This window comes from Polaribacter glomeratus (assembly GCF_002954665.1).
Classification (GTDB): Bacteria; Bacteroidota; Bacteroidia; order Flavobacteriales; family Flavobacteriaceae; genus Polaribacter; species Polaribacter glomeratus.
Map to the genome: position 1 here is coordinate 388,075 of NZ_MSCM01000001.1, position 17,942 is coordinate 406,016.

Annotated in this window: 16 protein-coding genes; 14 read left to right on the forward strand and 2 right to left on the reverse strand. The window is 30.5% G+C overall.

Annotation, left to right across the window (positions count from 1 at the left end):
• Positions 1 to 26: 26 nt before the first annotated feature.
• Positions 27 to 569, reverse strand: coding sequence for an NUDIX hydrolase (locus BTO16_RS01635; RefSeq protein WP_105019933.1), 543 nt, complete (start codon positions 567 to 569; stop codon positions 27 to 29).
• An 84-nt stretch (positions 570 to 653) separates the two neighbouring features.
• Entirely contained in the window at positions 654 to 1,742 is a 1,089-nt protein-coding gene (locus BTO16_RS01640) for a M42 family metallopeptidase (protein WP_105019934.1), read from the reverse strand.
• A gap of 150 nt (positions 1,743 to 1,892) precedes the next feature.
• Between BTO16_RS01640 and BTO16_RS01645 the strand changes: the two genes are divergently transcribed.
• From BTO16_RS01645 to BTO16_RS01710, 14 genes are all read left to right on the forward strand, one after another.
• Positions 1,893 to 2,780, forward strand: a complete 888-nt coding sequence (locus tag BTO16_RS01645; RefSeq protein WP_105019935.1) for an ABC transporter ATP-binding protein — start codon at positions 1,893 to 1,895, stop codon at positions 2,778 to 2,780.
• A 93-nt stretch (positions 2,781 to 2,873) separates the two neighbouring features.
• Positions 2,874 to 6,530: an ABC transporter permease/M1 family aminopeptidase gene (locus BTO16_RS01650; protein WP_105019936.1), complete on the forward strand. Its 3,657-nt coding sequence runs from the start codon at positions 2,874 to 2,876 to the stop codon at positions 6,528 to 6,530.
• Between the two features lie 3 nt (positions 6,531 to 6,533).
• Entirely contained in the window at positions 6,534 to 7,196 is a 663-nt protein-coding gene (locus BTO16_RS01655) for a lysoplasmalogenase (protein ID WP_105019937.1), read from the forward strand.
• 99 nt (positions 7,197 to 7,295) lie between these two features.
• Positions 7,296 to 8,378: an esterase-like activity of phytase family protein gene (locus BTO16_RS01660; RefSeq protein ID WP_170064398.1), complete on the forward strand. Its 1,083-nt coding sequence runs from the start codon at positions 7,296 to 7,298 to the stop codon at positions 8,376 to 8,378.
• A 41-nt stretch (positions 8,379 to 8,419) separates the two neighbouring features.
• Complete coding sequence (locus tag BTO16_RS01665) at positions 8,420 to 8,935, forward strand: DUF6913 domain-containing protein (protein ID WP_245891925.1); 516 nt, start codon at positions 8,420 to 8,422, stop codon at positions 8,933 to 8,935.
• Positions 8,936 to 9,034: 99 nt separating this feature from the next.
• Positions 9,035 to 9,910 (forward strand): 4-hydroxy-tetrahydrodipicolinate synthase, encoded by an 876-nt coding sequence (dapA, locus tag BTO16_RS01670; protein WP_105019939.1) that lies wholly within the window; start codon positions 9,035 to 9,037, stop codon positions 9,908 to 9,910.
• 327 nt (positions 9,911 to 10,237) lie between these two features.
• Positions 10,238 to 11,116 carry an outer membrane protein assembly factor BamD gene (locus BTO16_RS01675; RefSeq protein ID WP_105019940.1) on the forward strand — a complete coding sequence of 293 codons (879 nt, stop codon included), beginning with the start codon at positions 10,238 to 10,240 and terminating at the stop codon, positions 11,114 to 11,116.
• A 6-nt stretch (positions 11,117 to 11,122) separates the two neighbouring features.
• Positions 11,123 to 11,443: a DNA-directed RNA polymerase subunit omega gene (locus BTO16_RS01680; RefSeq protein ID WP_105019941.1), complete on the forward strand. Its 321-nt coding sequence runs from the start codon at positions 11,123 to 11,125 to the stop codon at positions 11,441 to 11,443.
• Positions 11,443 to 12,663 carry a bifunctional phosphopantothenoylcysteine decarboxylase/phosphopantothenate--cysteine ligase CoaBC gene (gene coaBC, locus BTO16_RS01685; protein WP_105019942.1) on the forward strand — a complete coding sequence of 407 codons (1,221 nt, stop codon included), beginning with the start codon at positions 11,443 to 11,445 and terminating at the stop codon, positions 12,661 to 12,663. The genes BTO16_RS01680 and coaBC overlap by 1 nt, the downstream gene beginning before the upstream one ends.
• Before the next feature lie 70 nt (positions 12,664 to 12,733).
• Positions 12,734 to 13,627: a type IX secretion system protein PorD gene (gene porD / locus BTO16_RS01690; protein WP_245891927.1), complete on the forward strand. Its 894-nt coding sequence runs from the start codon at positions 12,734 to 12,736 to the stop codon at positions 13,625 to 13,627.
• Positions 13,628 to 13,687: 60 nt separating this feature from the next.
• Positions 13,688 to 15,340 carry a DNA repair protein RecN gene (gene recN / locus BTO16_RS01695; protein WP_105019943.1) on the forward strand — a complete coding sequence of 551 codons (1,653 nt, stop codon included), beginning with the start codon at positions 13,688 to 13,690 and terminating at the stop codon, positions 15,338 to 15,340.
• Positions 15,341 to 15,414: 74 nt separating this feature from the next.
• Positions 15,415 to 16,233 (forward strand): enoyl-ACP reductase FabI, encoded by an 819-nt coding sequence (locus BTO16_RS01700; RefSeq protein WP_105019944.1) that lies wholly within the window; start codon positions 15,415 to 15,417, stop codon positions 16,231 to 16,233.
• 244 nt (positions 16,234 to 16,477) lie between these two features.
• Positions 16,478 to 16,909: a hypothetical protein gene (locus BTO16_RS01705; RefSeq protein ID WP_245891929.1), complete on the forward strand. Its 432-nt coding sequence runs from the start codon at positions 16,478 to 16,480 to the stop codon at positions 16,907 to 16,909.
• Positions 16,910 to 16,912: 3 nt separating this feature from the next.
• Complete coding sequence (locus BTO16_RS01710; protein ID WP_105019946.1) at positions 16,913 to 17,872, forward strand: glycosyltransferase; 960 nt, start codon at positions 16,913 to 16,915, stop codon at positions 17,870 to 17,872.
• Positions 17,873 to 17,942: the final 70 nt, after the last annotated feature.

Sequence of the window (17,942 nt, forward strand, 5' to 3'; positions counted from 1 at the left end):
TAGCAGTAGTTTACAGAATGCTAACCTTATTTTAAATGTAAAATAATTTTATCATAAACAGAAACATAATATTCGTGAAACCTTGAGAGCAATACGTTTTCAAGGTTTTTTGTTTGCTTTAAAACTTTCAAATCCCACAACTCTAACCCATCAACTTCTTCTTTCTGCATTGTTAATGTTTCAATAGAGACTTTTAATTCTGCTATAAAAACATGATGGTGTTCGTTATCTTGAATTCCGTTTTTATGGGTAACTTGATGAATTCTTGTTCCGATTTTGATGAGGTCTTTTTCTTCTAATTTTAGACCAATTTCTTCAAAAATTTCTCTTTTAGCAGCTTCTAAAATAGCCTCACCTGCGCCAACGTGTCCTGCCACAGAAATATCCCAAATTCCAGGAAATACTTTCTTTGTGAGCGCTCTTTTTTGAAGCAGAATTTTTTCATCCGAAGTAAATAACCAAATATGAACTGTTGCATGAAACCACCCATTTTTATGCGCTTCAGATTTTAAGGCTATTTTTCCTGTACGTTTTCCTTCTGGTGTTAAAATATCTATGAGTTCATCCATAAAAAAATAGTCATTACGAAATACAAAGTACTCTCTTGATTTACACAAAAGGTTACTTTGTACCTCGCAATGACATGCTATTATTTATTCAAAATAAGAGAAAGTATCTCCGTCTTTAATTTTTAACAACGTTTCATAAATCATTTTAATTACGTTTTCTACATCTTCTCTATGCACCATTTCTACCGTGGTATGCATGTATCTTAAAGGTAAAGAAATCAATGCAGAAGCAACGCCACCATTGCTATATGCAAAAGCATCTGTGTCTGTACCCGTTGCTCTAGAAAGTGCAGAACGCTGAAAAGGAATCTTATTTGCTTCGGCAGTTTCTGTAATTAAATCACGTAATTTTTGTTGAACTGCAGGCGCATACGCAATAACAGGACCTTTACCCATTTCTTGATGACCAGCAGCTTTTTTATCAATCATTGGTGTTGTAGTATCGTGCGTAACATCTGTAACAATAGCCACATTTGGTTTAATAGTATGTGTAATCATTTCTGCGCCACGTAAACCAATTTCTTCTTGAACAGAGTTTGTAATGTACAAACCAAAAGGAAGTGTTTTGTTGTTTTCTTTTAGCAAACGCGCAACTTCAGCAATCATAAAACCACCCATTCTATTGTCTAAAGCTCTACAAACAAATTTGTCGCCATTTAAAATGTGAAATTCATCTGGATAGGTAATTACACATCCAACATGAATTCCTAATTCTTCAACTTCTTTTTTTGTTGCACAACCTGTATCAATAAAAATATTATCTGGTTTTGGCGCTTCTTCTTTAGATTTATCTCTTGTATGAATTGCTGGCCAACCAAAAACACCTTTTACAATGCCGTTTTTTGTGTGAATATTTACAATTTTACTTGGTGCAATTTGATGATCTGATCCACCGTTTCTAACAACATAAATTAAGCCATTATCTGTAATATAATTTACATACCAAGAAATTTCATCTGCATGACCTTCTATAACTACTCTATATTTTGCATCTGGATTAATGATTCCAACCGCAGTTCCATACGTATCTGTAATAAAAGTATCTACATAAGGTTTTAGATATTCCATCCAGATTTTCTGGCCTTCCCATTCATAGCCCGTTGGCGCTGCATTGTTTAAGTATTTTTCTAAAAACGTTAACGATTTTTTATTTAAAATTGATTTTTTTGCCATTTTGTAAATTTATGTGAGCATTAGGTTTTGTGCAATTTTCTGTAAAAATAAAACGTTTTTTTATCATTTCTATTAAAAAAAGCACAAAAAAATGTAACAAAAGGGCTTACTTTTGTACTTATTAGAAAGTAAATCCTAAAACCAAGCAAAATGAAATTAGTTATTAAAAACTTAACAAAGACCTATAAAAACGGCGTAAAAGCAATTGACGATTTAAGTATCGAAATTGGCACAGGAATGTTTGGTTTATTAGGGCCTAATGGCGCCGGAAAATCGTCTTTAATGAGAACGATTGCGACTTTACAAAGTCCGGATTCTGGTTCTATTATGTTTGGTGATATTGATGTTTTAAATGATAATATGTCTTTGCGAAAAGTGTTGGGTTATTTACCTCAATCTTTTGGTGTGTATCCTAAAATGTCTGCGGAAGATTTGTTAGATTATTTTGCAACTTTAAAAGGAATAAGTAACTCATCAGAAAGAAAAGCAATTGTAAAAGAAGTTTTAGAAATTACTAATTTATATGAAGTTAGACGCAAACATGTTGCTGGTTATTCTGGCGGAATGAAACAACGTTTCGGAATTGCGCAATTACTTTTAAACAATCCAAAATTAATTATTGTTGATGAACCAACTGCTGGTTTAGATCCTGCAGAAAGACATCGTTTTTTAAATGTTTTGCGTGAAGTTGGTACCAATTGTACCGTTATTTTTTCTACGCATATTGTAGAAGATGTAAAGGAATTGTGCAACGAAATGGCAATTTTAAATGGCGGTAAAATTTTAAATCACACAACTCCACAAGAAGCGACCAAGAAAATTGAAGGCGCTATTTGGAAGAAAACCATCAGCAGAGATGATTTAGAAGCAAATGAAAAAATGTTTGATATTTTATCATCAAACTACAATCAAGACAATACTTTAAATATTAGAGTGCATTCTGTAGAAAAACCTTCGGATGATTTTATAGCGGCAACTCCGCAATTAGACGATGTATATTTTATCGCCTTAAAACAAGATGAACCAGCACTTGTGTAAGATTCGAGATTTATAGTTCGAGGTTTCGGGTTTCGTTTTAAATAAAATTCTTAACTACTAATATTTTTTACTTTTAATATTTAATATTATTTTATGTTTTCAACTATTTTTAAACAAGAATTAAAATACTGGTTTCACAAGCCTATTTTTTATATTTATATTTCAATATTTTTCTTAATCTCTTTACTTTTATCTGCAACAACTGCGGGTATTTGGGACGCAATTACAGGCACAACGGGTTCTTCTAGAATTGTAAACTCGCCAATTGGTGTTACAGGATTATTTAATGCGTTAACTATTTTAATTTTCTTCTTATTTCCGTCAATTATTGGTGTTTCTATTTATAGAGATTTTAAGAGTGAAATGCACACTATTTTGTATTCGTATCCGTTTACAAAAGCCAATTATTTATTTGCGAAATTTTTTAGCGGAATAGTAGTCGTTTCTGCAATTGTTTTGGTGATTGCATTCGGAATGAGCATTGGTTTTAGATTTCCAGGGACGAATTCAGAAATTGTGGGCGATTTTAATATTATGACGTATTTGCAAACGTACTTGATTTATATTTTGCCAAACATCTTATTTTTTGGTGCTGTAGTTTTTGCAATTGTTACTTTTTCTAGAAATATAGCTTCAGGTTTTATTACGGTTATTATCTTGTTTTTTGCACAAGGAGCAATAGGAAGCATTTTTTCTGATCCAGAACAAGCAAGTTTACTGGCTATTTTAGACCCTTTTGGTTCTGCTGCTGCAGATTATTACACAAGATATTGGACCGTTTCTGAACAAAATGAATTGCAAATACCAATTAAAGAACTAATTATTTACAACCGTTTGTTGTGGTTGGCAATTTCATCTTTAATCTTCGGATTGGTTTACAGATACTTTAAATTCAGTCAGAATGCAATTTCTATTTCGTTTAGAAAAGTAAAATCAGAAAGAGTTACCAAAAAGAATTTTAGCGGAATTACAAGAATTACGTTACCAAAAGTATCACACGATTATTCTTTTGTTCAGAATTTAAAAACAACTTGGAAATTATCGAACCTCGATTTTAAATACATTTTTACAAGTTTGCCATTTATTTGTATCCTAGCGGTTGGTGTTTTAATGTTGGTAGGTACTTTGTTTAGTTCAGGCGAAATATTTGGCACAAATACATTGCCCGTAACTTGGCAAATGTTAAGCGGAGGTACTATTTTTAGCTCTCTAATTATTAATTTATGTACTTTTTTATATGCAGGAATTCTTGTAGAAAGAGCAAATACAGCTAAAATAAGTCATTTAGTAGACAGCACACCAATTCCGAATTGGACGTTGTTATTTTCTAAATTAATTGCTTTGTTAAAAATGCAATTGGTTTTATTGGCTGTAATTATGGTTTCTGGTATGTTATTTCAAGTCTATAAAGGCTATTATGATTTTGAAATAGGTCATTATATTAAAGAATTGTACGGTTTAAAATTCTTGAACTATGTAATTTGGGCATTCTTGGCAATTTTTATTCAAACTTTGGTTAAGAATCAATATTTAGGCTTTTTTATTTTGTTGATATTGGCCATCGGCATTCCTTTTTTATCTTTAATAGGGATAGAATTATCAGTATTTAAATACAATGAAGGACCCGGTTTTAGTTATTCGGATATGAATGGATACGGTTCTGCACTATCAAGATATTTATGGTATAAATTGTATTGGGTTTTAGGCGGAACGTTGCTTTTAATTGTAAGTTTAATAATGTGGGTTAGAGGTTTACCAACTTCTATGGCAGAAAGAGTTTACATTGCAAAAGAGCGTTTTAAATCACCACATAAAATTGGTTTCGCAGTTGTTTTAGCCTCTTTTTTAACATTAGGAATTACAATTTATCTAGAAACAAAATCGGATGACGAGAACTCGTCATCAAAACAAGCGGAATTAAATGCCGTGAAATGGGAGAAAACGTATAAAAAATACGAAAATTACAAACAGCCAAGAATTGTAGCTGTAAATGCAGAAATGCACATTTATCCGAAGAAAAAAACCTACAAAGCGAGTGCAATTTACACTTTGGTTAATAAAACAAACCAAGCAATTGATAGTATTTTCTTGAATCATAATTCATTAGAAAGCACCTTTGTGTTTAATAAACCCAATAAATTAGTTTTAGAAGACACAATCTTTAATTTTGATATTTACAGGTTTGATAAAAAAATACAACCTGGTGACACTTTACAACTTACAATTCATGTAAAAAGTAATGAAAACACGATGTTTCAATTAAAATCTCCAATTGTAGAAAACGGAACGTTTATTAATAACTCTTCGATGTTTCCTTCTTTAGGATATGCAGCAGGAGGTGAGTTAAGAGACGATAAAACGCGTGAAAAATATAAGCTACCAAAAAATAATTTACGTCCGGTGCCAACAGATTCAACTGCTTTAGGAAATACGTATATCTCTAAAGATTCAGATTGGATCGATTTTGAAGCAACCGTTTCTACATCCAAAGATCAAATTGCAATTGCACCAGGATATTTACAAAAAAAATGGACAGAAGGCGATCGTAGCTATTTCCATTATAAAATGGATAGTAAAATTTTAAATTTTTATGCTTTTAATTCAGGTAGATATGAAGTTAAAAAAGAAATGTGGAAAGGCATTAGTTTAGAGATTTACTATCACAAACCTCATGCTTATAATTTAGATAGAATGATGAAAGGAATGAAAGCGTCTTTAGAATATAATGCGAAGAACTTTAGTCCGTATCAACATAAACAAGCAAGAATTATAGAGTTTCCAAGAACGCAAGGAACGTTCGCACAATCATTTGCAAATACAATTCCGTTTTCTGAAGGCTTTGGTTTTATTGCAAATGTAGACGAAGAAAATGAAGATGGTGTAGATTATCCTTTTGCGGTAACGGTTCATGAAGTTGCACATCAATGGTGGGCGCATCAAGTAATTGGCGCAGATGTTTTAGGCGCAACGATGTTATCAGAAAGCATGTCTGAATATGTTTCTTTAAAAGTATTAGAACATCAACACGGAAAAGCCAAAATGCGTACATTTTTAAAAGAAGCTTTAGATGGTTATTTAATGCAAAGAACTTTTGAAAGCAAGCGTGAAAAACCGTTGATGTATAATGACGGGCAAGGATATATTCATTATCAAAAAGGTTCGATGGTTTTCTATGCGTTAAGCGATTATATTGGCGAAGAAAAATTAAACGGAGCTTTAAAAAAATATGTTGAAAAGGTGAAATTTCAAGAACCACCGTACACAACTTCTGTAGAAATGTTAAGCTATATTAGAAAAGTTACGCCAGATTCTTTGCAATACGTTATTAAAGATATGTTCGAAACGATTACGCTGTATAAAAACAGAATTGTAGATGCAAAAACAACCAAATTAAAAAACGGAAAATATCAAGTTGATATCGAGTTTGAAGTTTCTAAATATAGAAATAATGAAAAAGGAAAAACGGTTTATGGAGAAAAAGTAGGTGATACTTTAACGTATACATCAAAAGAATCTTCGAAGCCAATTTTATCGGTTCCGTTAAAAGATTATATCGATATTGGTATTTTTACGGAAGTAGAAACTGATGGTAAAAAGAAAGAAGTTGAGCTCTATTTAAAGAAGCATAAAATTACCCAAATCCATAATAAAATTACCATTATTGTCGATAAAAAACCAACAGAAGTTGGGGTGGATCCTTACAATAAATTGATTGACACAAAATCTGACGATAACAGAAGAAAGTTTTAAATCATGACAAAACAAACAAAAACAACAATTGCTTCTAGTATTTTTTTAGCTGTTGTTGTTTTGCATATTTTAGGGGTTTTAACCAATGACTTTTTAGCCTTTATTAGCAAACCATTTATAATTACAACATTGGTAATTATTTATTTGGTTTCTGTAAAAAAGCCAAATTTCTGGTATGTTTCGGCCTTGTTTTTTTCTTTTTGGGGTGATGTTTTATTACTCTTTAAAGACCAGTTTTTTTTATTCGGGTTAGCTTCTTTTTTGTTGGCTCATATTTTGTATATCAAAATTGTAGCAGAATTTATAAAGAAAATTAGTCTGCAAAAGGTGTTTGTAGTTTGCTTGCCATTTGTAGTTTTTCTATTTTCATTTTTATATCTTTTAAAAGATAATTTAGGTGAAATGACCATCCCTGTAATTATTTACGGGATCGTAATTTGCTCTTTTGGCGTAATTTCTTTACTTAATTATAGTCAAGAAAAATCTACAGTAAATTTATGGTTGTTTTTAGGAACTATTATTTTTATAATTTCTGATGGCTTAATTGCAGTTCATAAATTTATCAATCCAAATGAAATCTATCAAATTTGTATTATGCTTACCTATATTATTGCGCAATATTTAATTTGTAAAGCAATAATTGCTAAAACTTCGGATGAAAAGTAAGTAAGTTTTTTTCCTTGATTGATTTTAAGGTTAATTATTGTATTTAAATTAGCTTTTAAAAACAATAAAAAGACCTTTTTTTAGTTAACTATTTTGATGATGAAAAAAATTTATTTTCTGGTACTTTTTGCATTTCTATTTTTGTCTTGCAAAGAGACAACGCAAACCAAATTGGTCTTCTTAGACGAGTATGTTTTAGCGGATTCTATTCAATTTAAAAACACGATTATTGGTGGTTTGTCAGGTGTTGATTTTGCAAATAATCACTATTATTTTGTAGTTGATGATGCAGAAAACCCTAGAATTTTATCAGCAAATATTACTATCTCAGATAACAAAATACAAGCAGTTAAATTTAAGGATGTTATTTTTTTAGCGGATACAACTACTAATTTTTATCAGCAAAATGCATTGGATTTAGAATCGGTTTTTGTGGATGAAATAACACATGAATTTTATTTAGTAAGCGAAGGATCGATACATACTAATAAACTGCCCACAATTTTTAAATCTGATAAAAACGGACGGTTTTTAGAAGAATTTCAACTTCCAAAAAATCTGTCAAATATAAAGTCGATAAAACACAATGGCGCTTTTGAAGCATCTTCAAAAAGTATTGACAAGAAAGGGTTTTGGGTAGCGATGGAAGCGCCTTTAACTATGGATGGTGAAGAACCAACTTTTACCAAAACGTCATCACCAATTAGAATTACGTATTTTGATAAAACATTAAAAAAGGCAACAAAACAATTTGCATATCAGCTAGAAAACATTACAAAACCGGCAAAAGGAAACATCAATTTAAATGGTGTTACTGCGATTTTGGAGTATCAGGAAAATCACTTTTTGATTGTGGAAAGAACCTATCAAAGTGGGTACGGAAGTTATGGCAATATTGTTAGAATTTTTGATGCAACAATTGATGAAAGTTCAACAAATATTTTAGAAGTTAATGCGTTAAAGACATCAGAATTTATTCCGCTTAAAAAAAGATTGCTTTTTAATTTTGAAGACATAAAAAACCAATTAACAGATAAAATTATTGATAATATTGAAGGAATTACTTTTGGACCAGAATTACCAAATGGTAATAAATCGTTACTTTTAATTGCCGACGATAATTTTCAAGTATATGGTAAACAATTAAATCAATTTATTTTATTAGAATTGCAAGCTAATTAATAGTATTTTTATAAAACCAAACAACCCCAACCTTTACTAATATGATACCATTTAAAAAATATTTTTTACGAAAACAGTTTCAAAAGAAGCTGGTTGAAAATGAGGTTCATAGAACTGTAAGTCAAAAAGTAATAAAAACAGTTGGTATTATTACTACAGACGAAATTTCTAACTGGGTAAATGTAAAAGAGGAGGTAGAAAAAATACTGAATCTTAGAAATGTAAAAATTTATAGTTTTAGAACCCATCAAAACTATCATAACATTTCGTTTAAACATTTTTCTGAAAAAGATTTTAATTGGCAGGGAAATATTTTTAAACCAAGTTTTAAGAGTTTTATAGATGAGCCTTTCGATTTGTTAATCGGTTATTTTAACAAGAATAATTTATATTTAGAAAGTGCTGTTTTAGAATCTAACGCTTTGTTTAAAGTAGGTATTTCTGATGTGAATCAAGAATTATACGATATCGAAATTGCAGAAACACCAATTAAAACAGAACGTTTTTTCTTCGAGCTAAAAAAATACTTAACTATTTTAAGAAAACTAAAAAATTAAACTTCAAATAAGAAGTTGTGTATTCTTTATAAGAAATCAATATTTCACTTTTTAATCTATTTGAAAATTGTAATTTTACGCTCGTAAAAATTAAAAATAATGCAAAAATTTATTGGTTTAGGTGTTGCTTTGGTTACTCCGTTTAAAAAAGATTTAACTGTTGATGTTGATGCGCTAATTAAATTAGTGAACTTTAATATAGAAAATGGTACAAATTACTTAGTAATTAATGGCACAACAGGAGAAAGTGCTACGATTTCTAAAGAAGAAAAAGAGCAAATTATTGATATTGTTGTAAAAACAAATAACAAACGCTTGCCGTTGGTTTTGGGAATTGGTGGTAATAATACCTTAGAGGTTGTAGAAGAATTACAAACAAGAGATCTATCTAAAATAGATGGTATTCTTTCTGTTGCACCTTATTATAGTAAGCCAACGCAAGAAGGATTTTATCAGCATTACAAAGCAATTGCAGCAGCAACAGAAAAACCAATAATTTTATACAACGTTCCAGGAAGAACAGCAAAAAATATGGAGCCGGCAACAACTTTACGTTTGGCAAAAGATTTTAGCAATATCGTAGCTATTAAAGAAGCAGGAAATAACCAACAACAATACAATACTTTATTAAAAGACAAACCAGTAGATTTTTTAATTATTTCTGGCGATGACGATTTGGCTCTAGGTGTTGCTTTGGCAGGCGGATCTGGTGTTATATCAGTTATTGGGCAAGCGTATCCAAAAGAATTTTCTAAAATGATTCAATTAGGATTAGAAGGAAAAAATAAAGAGGCGTATAAAATCCATTTTAAAATGATGGATATTGTTGATTATATTTTTGCAGAAAACAATCCTGCAGGTATTAAAACAGTTTTACAAGAGTTAGGCATTTGTACTAATGATGTGCGTTTACCGCTGGTAAAAGCGAGTGCCGACCTACAAGCAAAAATTGCAAATTACGTAGCTAGTTTTTAGTTTTTATAAGATATATGATCCAAAAAAAATACAACTTTTTTAAAAGGTTGTATTTTTTTATGATGCAACGTTAACAAACTTTTAGTATCATTTTGGTGTTTTTTAAGTGTTTTTTACTGAATATTGCACAGCACAATTTAGCGTGTAAAAAAACGTTTTAATTATATTAGACTTTTTGAATATAAAATATTCAATCTTTCTTTAAAATTAATAACTTTAACTTGTTAACACTGAAATAGTTTCAGTATTTCAAGAACTAAAAGAGAAGAATTTTTTACGAATAAATAAATTCTTTTATTATCCATAATTAATTAGTAATTTTGCCCGATGCAAAAAATTAAAAATTTAGCGTGTTTATTGGTCTTAAGCCTTTTGTTATTTTCTTGTGGAGAATATCAAAAAGTGCTTAATAAAGGTACTGTTGAAGATCAATATAAATTGGCTGTAAAAATGTACGAAAGTAAAAATTACGGCAAAGCATTGCGATTGTTCGAGAAAGTAACACCTGCTTATAGAGGAAAACCTCAAATGGAACGTGTACAATTTATGGTTGCTCAGTCTAATTTTAATGAAAAAAATTATAGTCTTGCGGGTTATTATTTTGATCGTTTTGTAAGTAATTATCCTACAAGTTCTAAAAAGGAAGAAGCGGCATTTTTATCTGCCTATAGCTATAAATTAGCATCGCCCGTTTTTAGTAAAGATCCAACAGATACTAATAAGGCTTTAGATGCATTTCAAATGTTTATTAGTACCTATCCAGATTCAGATAAAATTGATGAAGCAAATAAGCATTACAAAGAAATACGTTACACATTACAGAAAAAATACTTTGAAATTGCAAAAACATATTATACAACTGCAGATTATGATGTAAGAAATTATAAGGCAGCAATTCAAGCTTTTGATAATTTATTATCAGATTATTTAGGGTCTGAATTTAAAGAAGAAGCGTTGTATTATCGATTTAAAGCTGCGCACGATTTCGTTTTAAAAAGTACAGAAAGAAGAAGGTTAGAGCGTATTAAAGATGCAGTAGAGGCTTTCGAAAAATTAGAAAGAAATTATCCTGAATCTAAATATATGGAAGATTCTAAAGCAATGCTATCAGCTTTACAAACAGAACAAGCCAGAGTAGAGGTAGTTATGGAAAAGTTGAAGGCTAGAGAAGAACAATTAGAAAAAGAAAATTCAAAAGATAAATAACAAATTATGGACTATAAAGATACACAAGCTGCTATAAGTACAATTACTTATGACAAAAACAAAATTGAAGCTCCTACAAATAATATTTATGAAGCAATATCTATTATTGCTAAAAGAGCAAATCAAATAAGTTCTGATTTAAAAACTGAGTTGGTAGACAAATTAGATGAATTTGCTACTTATAACGATAGTTTAGAAGAAGTTTTTGAAAATAAAGAACAAATAGAAGTTTCTAAATTTTACGAACGTTTACCAAAACCAACTGCTTTGGCTGTTGAAGAATGGTTAAACGGTAAAGTATATCACAGAACTCCAGAAACAGAATAATGTCTGTTTTAAGCGGAAAAAAAATTCTTTTAGGCATTACAGCTGGAATTGCCGCTTACAAAACAGCTTCATTAGTTCGATTGTTTATAAAATTAGGCGCAGATGTCAAAGTAATTATGACGCCTGCGTCTAAAGATTTTATAACACCTTTAACACTTTCTACCCTTTCTAAAAATCCGGTGCTTTCTACTTTCTACGAGAAAGAAGATGAAAACGAATTATGGAATAATCATGTAGATTTAGGACTTTGGGCAGATTATTTTTTAATTGCGCCCGCTACAGCTAATACACTTTCTAAAATGGTAAATGGAACTTGCGATAACTTGTTATTAGCAACTTATTTGTCAGCAAAATGCCCTGTGTATTTTGCACCAGCGATGGATTTGGATATGTATAAGCATCCATCAACTAAAGAAAGTTTAGCAAAATTAAAATCTTTTGGCAATATTTTAATTCCTGCTACATCTGGCGAATTAGCTAGCGGTTTAGTTGGTGAAGGTAGAATGGCCGAACCAGAAGACATCGTTTCTTTTATAGAAAATAATATCCTTTCTAAATTACCACTTCGTGGAAAAAAAGTATTGATTACCGCCGGTCCAACATACGAAGCTATTGATCCTGTTCGTTTTATAGGAAATCATTCATCGGGCAAAATGGGATTTGCCATCGCAAAAGAAGCAGCCAATTTAGGTGCAGAGGTTATTTTAATTTCTGGTCCAAGTCATCAACAAATAAAACATTCTTTCGTAAAAAGAGTTGATGTGGTTTCTGCAGATGAAATGTACGATGCCGCTCATCAATATTTTAATGAGGTTGATATTGCAATATTAGCTGCGGCAGTCGCAGATTATAAACCAAAAAAAGTGGCACATCAGAAAATAAAAAAGCAAGATTCTTCGTTAACGATAGCATTAACACCTACAAAAGATATCTTGGCTTCTTTAGGATTGATTAAGAAACAGCAGTTTTTGGTAGGTTTTGCATTAGAAACCAATAATGAAATTGAAAATGCAAAAAGTAAGGTTATACGTAAAAATTTAGATGCAATTGTTTTAAATTCTTTACAAGATAAAGGTGCTGGTTTTGCAACAAACACAAATAAAATTACTATTATTGATAAAAATTTGAATGAAAAAGCATTCGAATTAAAATCGAAAGCAGCAGTTGCTAAAGATATTATTAATGAAATTATTTTGAGAAGTAAGAATCAAGATACTTAGAAACAAGACGTTAAAACATTTTTTTAATTTAGAATCTTGATTCAAAAAAACCTAAAACCTAATATATAGTATGATGCGTAAACTCGTTTTTCTTTTTGCATTACTTGTTTCAACAATCAGTTTAAATTCTCAGGAATTAAATTGTTTGGTAACTGTTAATTTTGATCAAATAGCAGGATCTAATCGTCAAGTATTTACAACGCTACAAAAGCAATTAACAGAGTTTATAAATCAAACTAAATGGACTGGTAGAAACGTTAAAACCGAAGAAAGAATAGATTGTGCAATGACAATTATTGTAACTGCTAGAGAAGACAATACGTTTACTGCAACTTTACAGGTACAATCTTCAAGACCTGTTTATGGTTCTAGTTATGGAACGCCTGTGCTAAATTTAAAGGACAATGATTTTACGTTTAAATACAATGAATTTGATCCTTTAATCTATAATAAAAATGCTTTTGAGAGTAATTTAATTTCTACGATTGTTTTTTATGCGTACACAATTATAGGCGTTGATGCGGATACCTTTTCTGAATTTGGTGGAGAAACCGAATTAAAAGAAGCGCAAAACGTAATGTTACAAGCACAGCAAAGTGGTTTGTCTTCTTGGCAAAATGTGGTTGGCAAACAAAATCGTTTTTTATTGATAGACAATTTGTTGTCATCGAAACTAAAAACGTATAGAAATGCAATGTATGATTATCATATAAAAGGATTAGATAATTTTGCAAATAACAAAGATTTTGGAAAACAAGCCGTTGAAGATGCTGTTTTATCAATAGAAAATATTTACAATAAAACCGTTGGTAATTTCTTAATACGAATGTTTTTTGATGCAAAAGCAGATGAAATTGTAAGTATTTATTCTGATGGACCAAAAACAAAAAATGCCGATCGTTTAACAACTTCGTTAAGAAATATTTCTCCTAATAATAACTCGAAATGGAGAAATATTGAATAGTATTTTCTTTATTTTTTTTGAAAATAATTCACTAATTTTAGGGTCTAAAATTTAGTCAACTTGCTCACACAATTATCCATACATAACTACGCATTAATCAATCATTTATCTATTGATTTTTCTTCTGGTTTATCAATTATTACTGGTGAAACTGGTGCAGGTAAATCGATACTTTTAGGAGCCTTAGGCTTGGTTCTAGGTAACAGAGCAGATTTATCTTCTTTAAAAGATACTTCAACAAAATGTATTGTAGAGGCTAAAGTTGCTATTTCTAATTACAATTTAAAAGAATTTTTTGAAGAAGTAGCGTTAGATTATGAAGATATCACTATTTTAAGACGTGAAATTTTGCCTTCTGGTAAATCTCGTGCTTTTGTAAATGACACTCCTGTAACGTTAACGGTTTTAAATGAGTTAAAGTCTAAGTTAATAGATGTGCATTCTCAGCATCAAACGATGCAATTATCAGATACAAGTTTTCAATTTACGGTTTTAGACGCTTTAGCTAAAAACACGGCAAAAGTGGGTTCTTATAAACGAGGCGTGCACCAACTTAATAAGCTTCATAAAGAATTAGAGAGTCTTGAGAAAACTCAAAAAGAAATCAATTTGCAATATGAATATAACTTGCATTTATTTAATGAGTTAGAACAAGCCAAGTTGCAAGTTGATGAACAAGAAGATCATGAAGAAAAACTAGAGAAATTAAATAATATAGAAGATATAAAACTCAATTTATCCGAAGCTTTAGAAATTTCTTCAAATGAACAAATCGGAATTCAAGATTTATTACACACACTAGAAAATAGGCTGTTTAGAATTGCTTCGTATTCAAAAGAATATCAAGAAATATCAGAAAGAATAACAAGCGTAAAAATAGAAATTGATGATATCGTTGGCGAATTAGAAACAGCGAATGAAAACGTTGAATTCAATCCAAATGAAGCAGAAGAAATCAATGATCGATTGCAAGTAATTTATAATTTACAAAAAAAACATGCGGTAAATTCTATTAAAGAATTGTTACAGGTGCTAGAAGATTTATCAGATAAAGTAGGGCAAGTAGAAAATGCGAGCAGTATTATCGATAAAAAGAAAAAAGAAATAGCAGAAGTATCAGAAAAATTAGATGCCATTGCTTTAAAAATTTCGGATGCTAGAAAAAGTGTAATTCCTAATTTAAAAGATGAATTAGAAAATTTATTATCAGATTTAGGAATGGAAAATGCTCGTTTTTCAATCAAAATAATAGACACAAAAAATTATTTTTCAAACGGGAAAGACGAACTAGAATTTCTGTTTTCGGCTAATAAAGGTGGTAATTTTGGTGAACTTAAAAAAGTAGCTTCTGGTGGAGAATTGTCAAGAATTATGTTAGCGGTAAAGAAAGTTTTATCAGAAAACACACAATTACCAACCATTATTTTTGATGAAATTGACACCGGAGTTTCTGGTGAAGTTTCTAATAAAATTGCAGCAATTATGCAAGAAATGGGCAAACACATGCAAGTAATTGCGATTACTCATTTACCACAAATTGCGGCAAAAGGCATCAATCATTATAAAGTTTATAAAGAAGAAATAAATAGCGTAACCACAACAAATTTAAAACAGTTATCAACTGAAGAACGAATTGTTGAAATTGCAGAAATGTTAAGCGGAAAAGACATTTCGGCATCGGCACTTACCCACGCAAAAGAGTTATTAAATTAAGTTTATATTTGCCATATAATATTACAAATAATTAATACAAACAACCAAAAACTAAATACTAATAACATACAGATATGTCATATAATTTATTAAAAGGTAAAAGAGGAATTATTTTTGGAGCGTTAAACGAGCAATCAATTGCTTGGAAAGTAGCAGAAAGAGCGCATGAAGAAGGCGCGACTTTTGTGTTATCAAACGCACCAATCGCTTTAAGAATGGGAGAATTAAATTCATTAGCAGAAAAAACAGGTTCTCAAATTATTGGAGCAGATGCAACTTCTATGGACGATTTAAACAACTTAGTTGAAAAATCTATGGAAATTTTAGGCGGAAAAATAGATTTCGTTTTACACTCTATAGGGATGTCTGTAAACGTTAGAAAAGGGAAACATTATACAGATTCTAACTACGATTTTACTACAAAAGGATGGGATATTTCTGCAGTTTCTTTTCATAAAGTAATGAATGTTTTATACAACAAAAATGCCATGAGCGAGTGGGGTTCTATCGTTGCGTTAACATATATGGCTGCACAAAGAGTGTTTCCAGATTACAACGACATGGCAGATAATAAAGCGTATTTAGAAAGTATTGCGCGTAGTTTTGGGTATTTCTTTGGTAGAGACCACAAAGTTAGAGTAAATACAATTTCTCAATCTCCAACACCAACAACTGCAGGAAGTGGCGTTAAAGGTTTTGGCGGATTTATAGAATATGCAGAAAAAATGAGTCCGTTAGGAAATGCAACAGCTTTAGAATGTGCAGATTATACAATGACTTTGTTTTCAGATTTAACGAAGAAAGTAACTTTGCAAAATTTATTTCATGATGGCGGATTCTCAAACATGGGCGTTAGCGATCCAGTAATGGATAAATTTATGGGCGAAGAATAAAATAATACATAATTTTTTTTTGAAGCTATTTCCTGCTTTTCACTATATCTTTTTATAAAAATAAAAAGGATGCCGTTTCAATCAGGGCTAGGTTTATTTACGAGCTTTTAGAAAGTTAAAAGCTACTAGTTTTTTAACAACTTTTAAAAAATGCAAATCAATTTTGATTTGCATTTTTTGTTCCTATTCATTTTTATATATTTACTATCTAATTTAATTTTTATACATGGGTTTTTTCAAGAAAATGGACAAAGTATTTACGTCATCAGAAACGTTTAATTTGATGGAGCGAACAGAGGTAGACATTCAAATTGAAGAGAATATAAAAAATGTGGGAATCAATAAATTCGCAGCATCTAAGTATGGCGATTTATATTTGAGAGTAAACGAATTAGGAGGGTTTCTAATTTTAGAAACAATTATGGTAAGTGCTACCGATTTGAAAAGTAAAAAAGGAACAATACTTACTTTTAGTAACGGAAGTGAGAAATTAAAACTAGAATCTGATGAAAATAAAATTGAATCAGACTTTTCAAATTCCGTACAAAAGTCGATAACTAAAATAGATTATAACATATCTGTTGAAGAAGCCGAAAATTTTAAAGAAGAAAAATACAATGAAGTTCGTTTTGAAATCAACGGAAATGAAATTCTATTTTCTGTTTTAACATCCTAAATATTGAAATTATCCTTCTCTATCATCATTCCAGTTTACAATCGTCCAAATGAAATTGACGAGTTGTTAGAAAGTCTTGCAAAACAAGATTTTACTACTGATTTTGAAGTTTTAATTATAGAAGATGGATCAACTCAAAAGAGCGATACTATTGTTGAGAAATATAAAAATCAACTTACTTTAAAATACTTTTTTAAAGAAAATAGCGGAGCAGGAGCAACCCGTAATTTCGGAATGCAACAAGCTTCAGGAAATTATTTTATTATTTTAGATTCGGATGTGCTGGTTCCAACTCAATACTTATCCGAAGTAAAAAAAGTATTAGAAGAGAATTACACAGATGCTTTTGGCGGTCCAGACGCTGCGCATAAAAGCTTTACAGCGCTTCAAAAAGCAATTAATTATGCTATGACTTCTGTGCTAACAACAGGTGGAATTCGGGGTAAAAAGCAAGCTGTTGGCAAATTTCAACCAAGAAGTTTTAATTTTGGATTGTCGCAAAAAGCTTTTGCGATAACAAAAGGCTTCTCAGATTTAAAAATAGGAGAAGATATCGATTTAACGTTTCGTTTATGGCAAAACGGATTCGAAACACAGCTTCTAGAAAAGGCGTTTGTATATCACAAACGCAGAAGTAGTATTCCTCAATTTTTTAAACAGACTTTTGCATTTGGAGCAGGAAGACCAAAATTAAACAAGCGCTATCCCGGATCTGCAAAAATAACCTATTGGTTTCCTAGTTTATATATTCTAGGAATTTCATTTAGTATTATTTTAGCTGCTATCGGTTTCAATGAATTCTTGTATTTCTACGGATTTTATTTCTTACTAATTTTCTTAGATTCTTTGTATCAGAATAAAAATGTACGTGTTGCTTTTTTAAGTATAATAACTTCCTTTACCCAATTTTTAGGATATGGACTGGGTTTTTTAGAATCGTGGATTTTTAATAAAAATGAATAACCATTAGTCAATGTCACAGCGAGTAATTTTGAATTTTTATCGAAATTGAAACGAGATGTTTATTAATAAG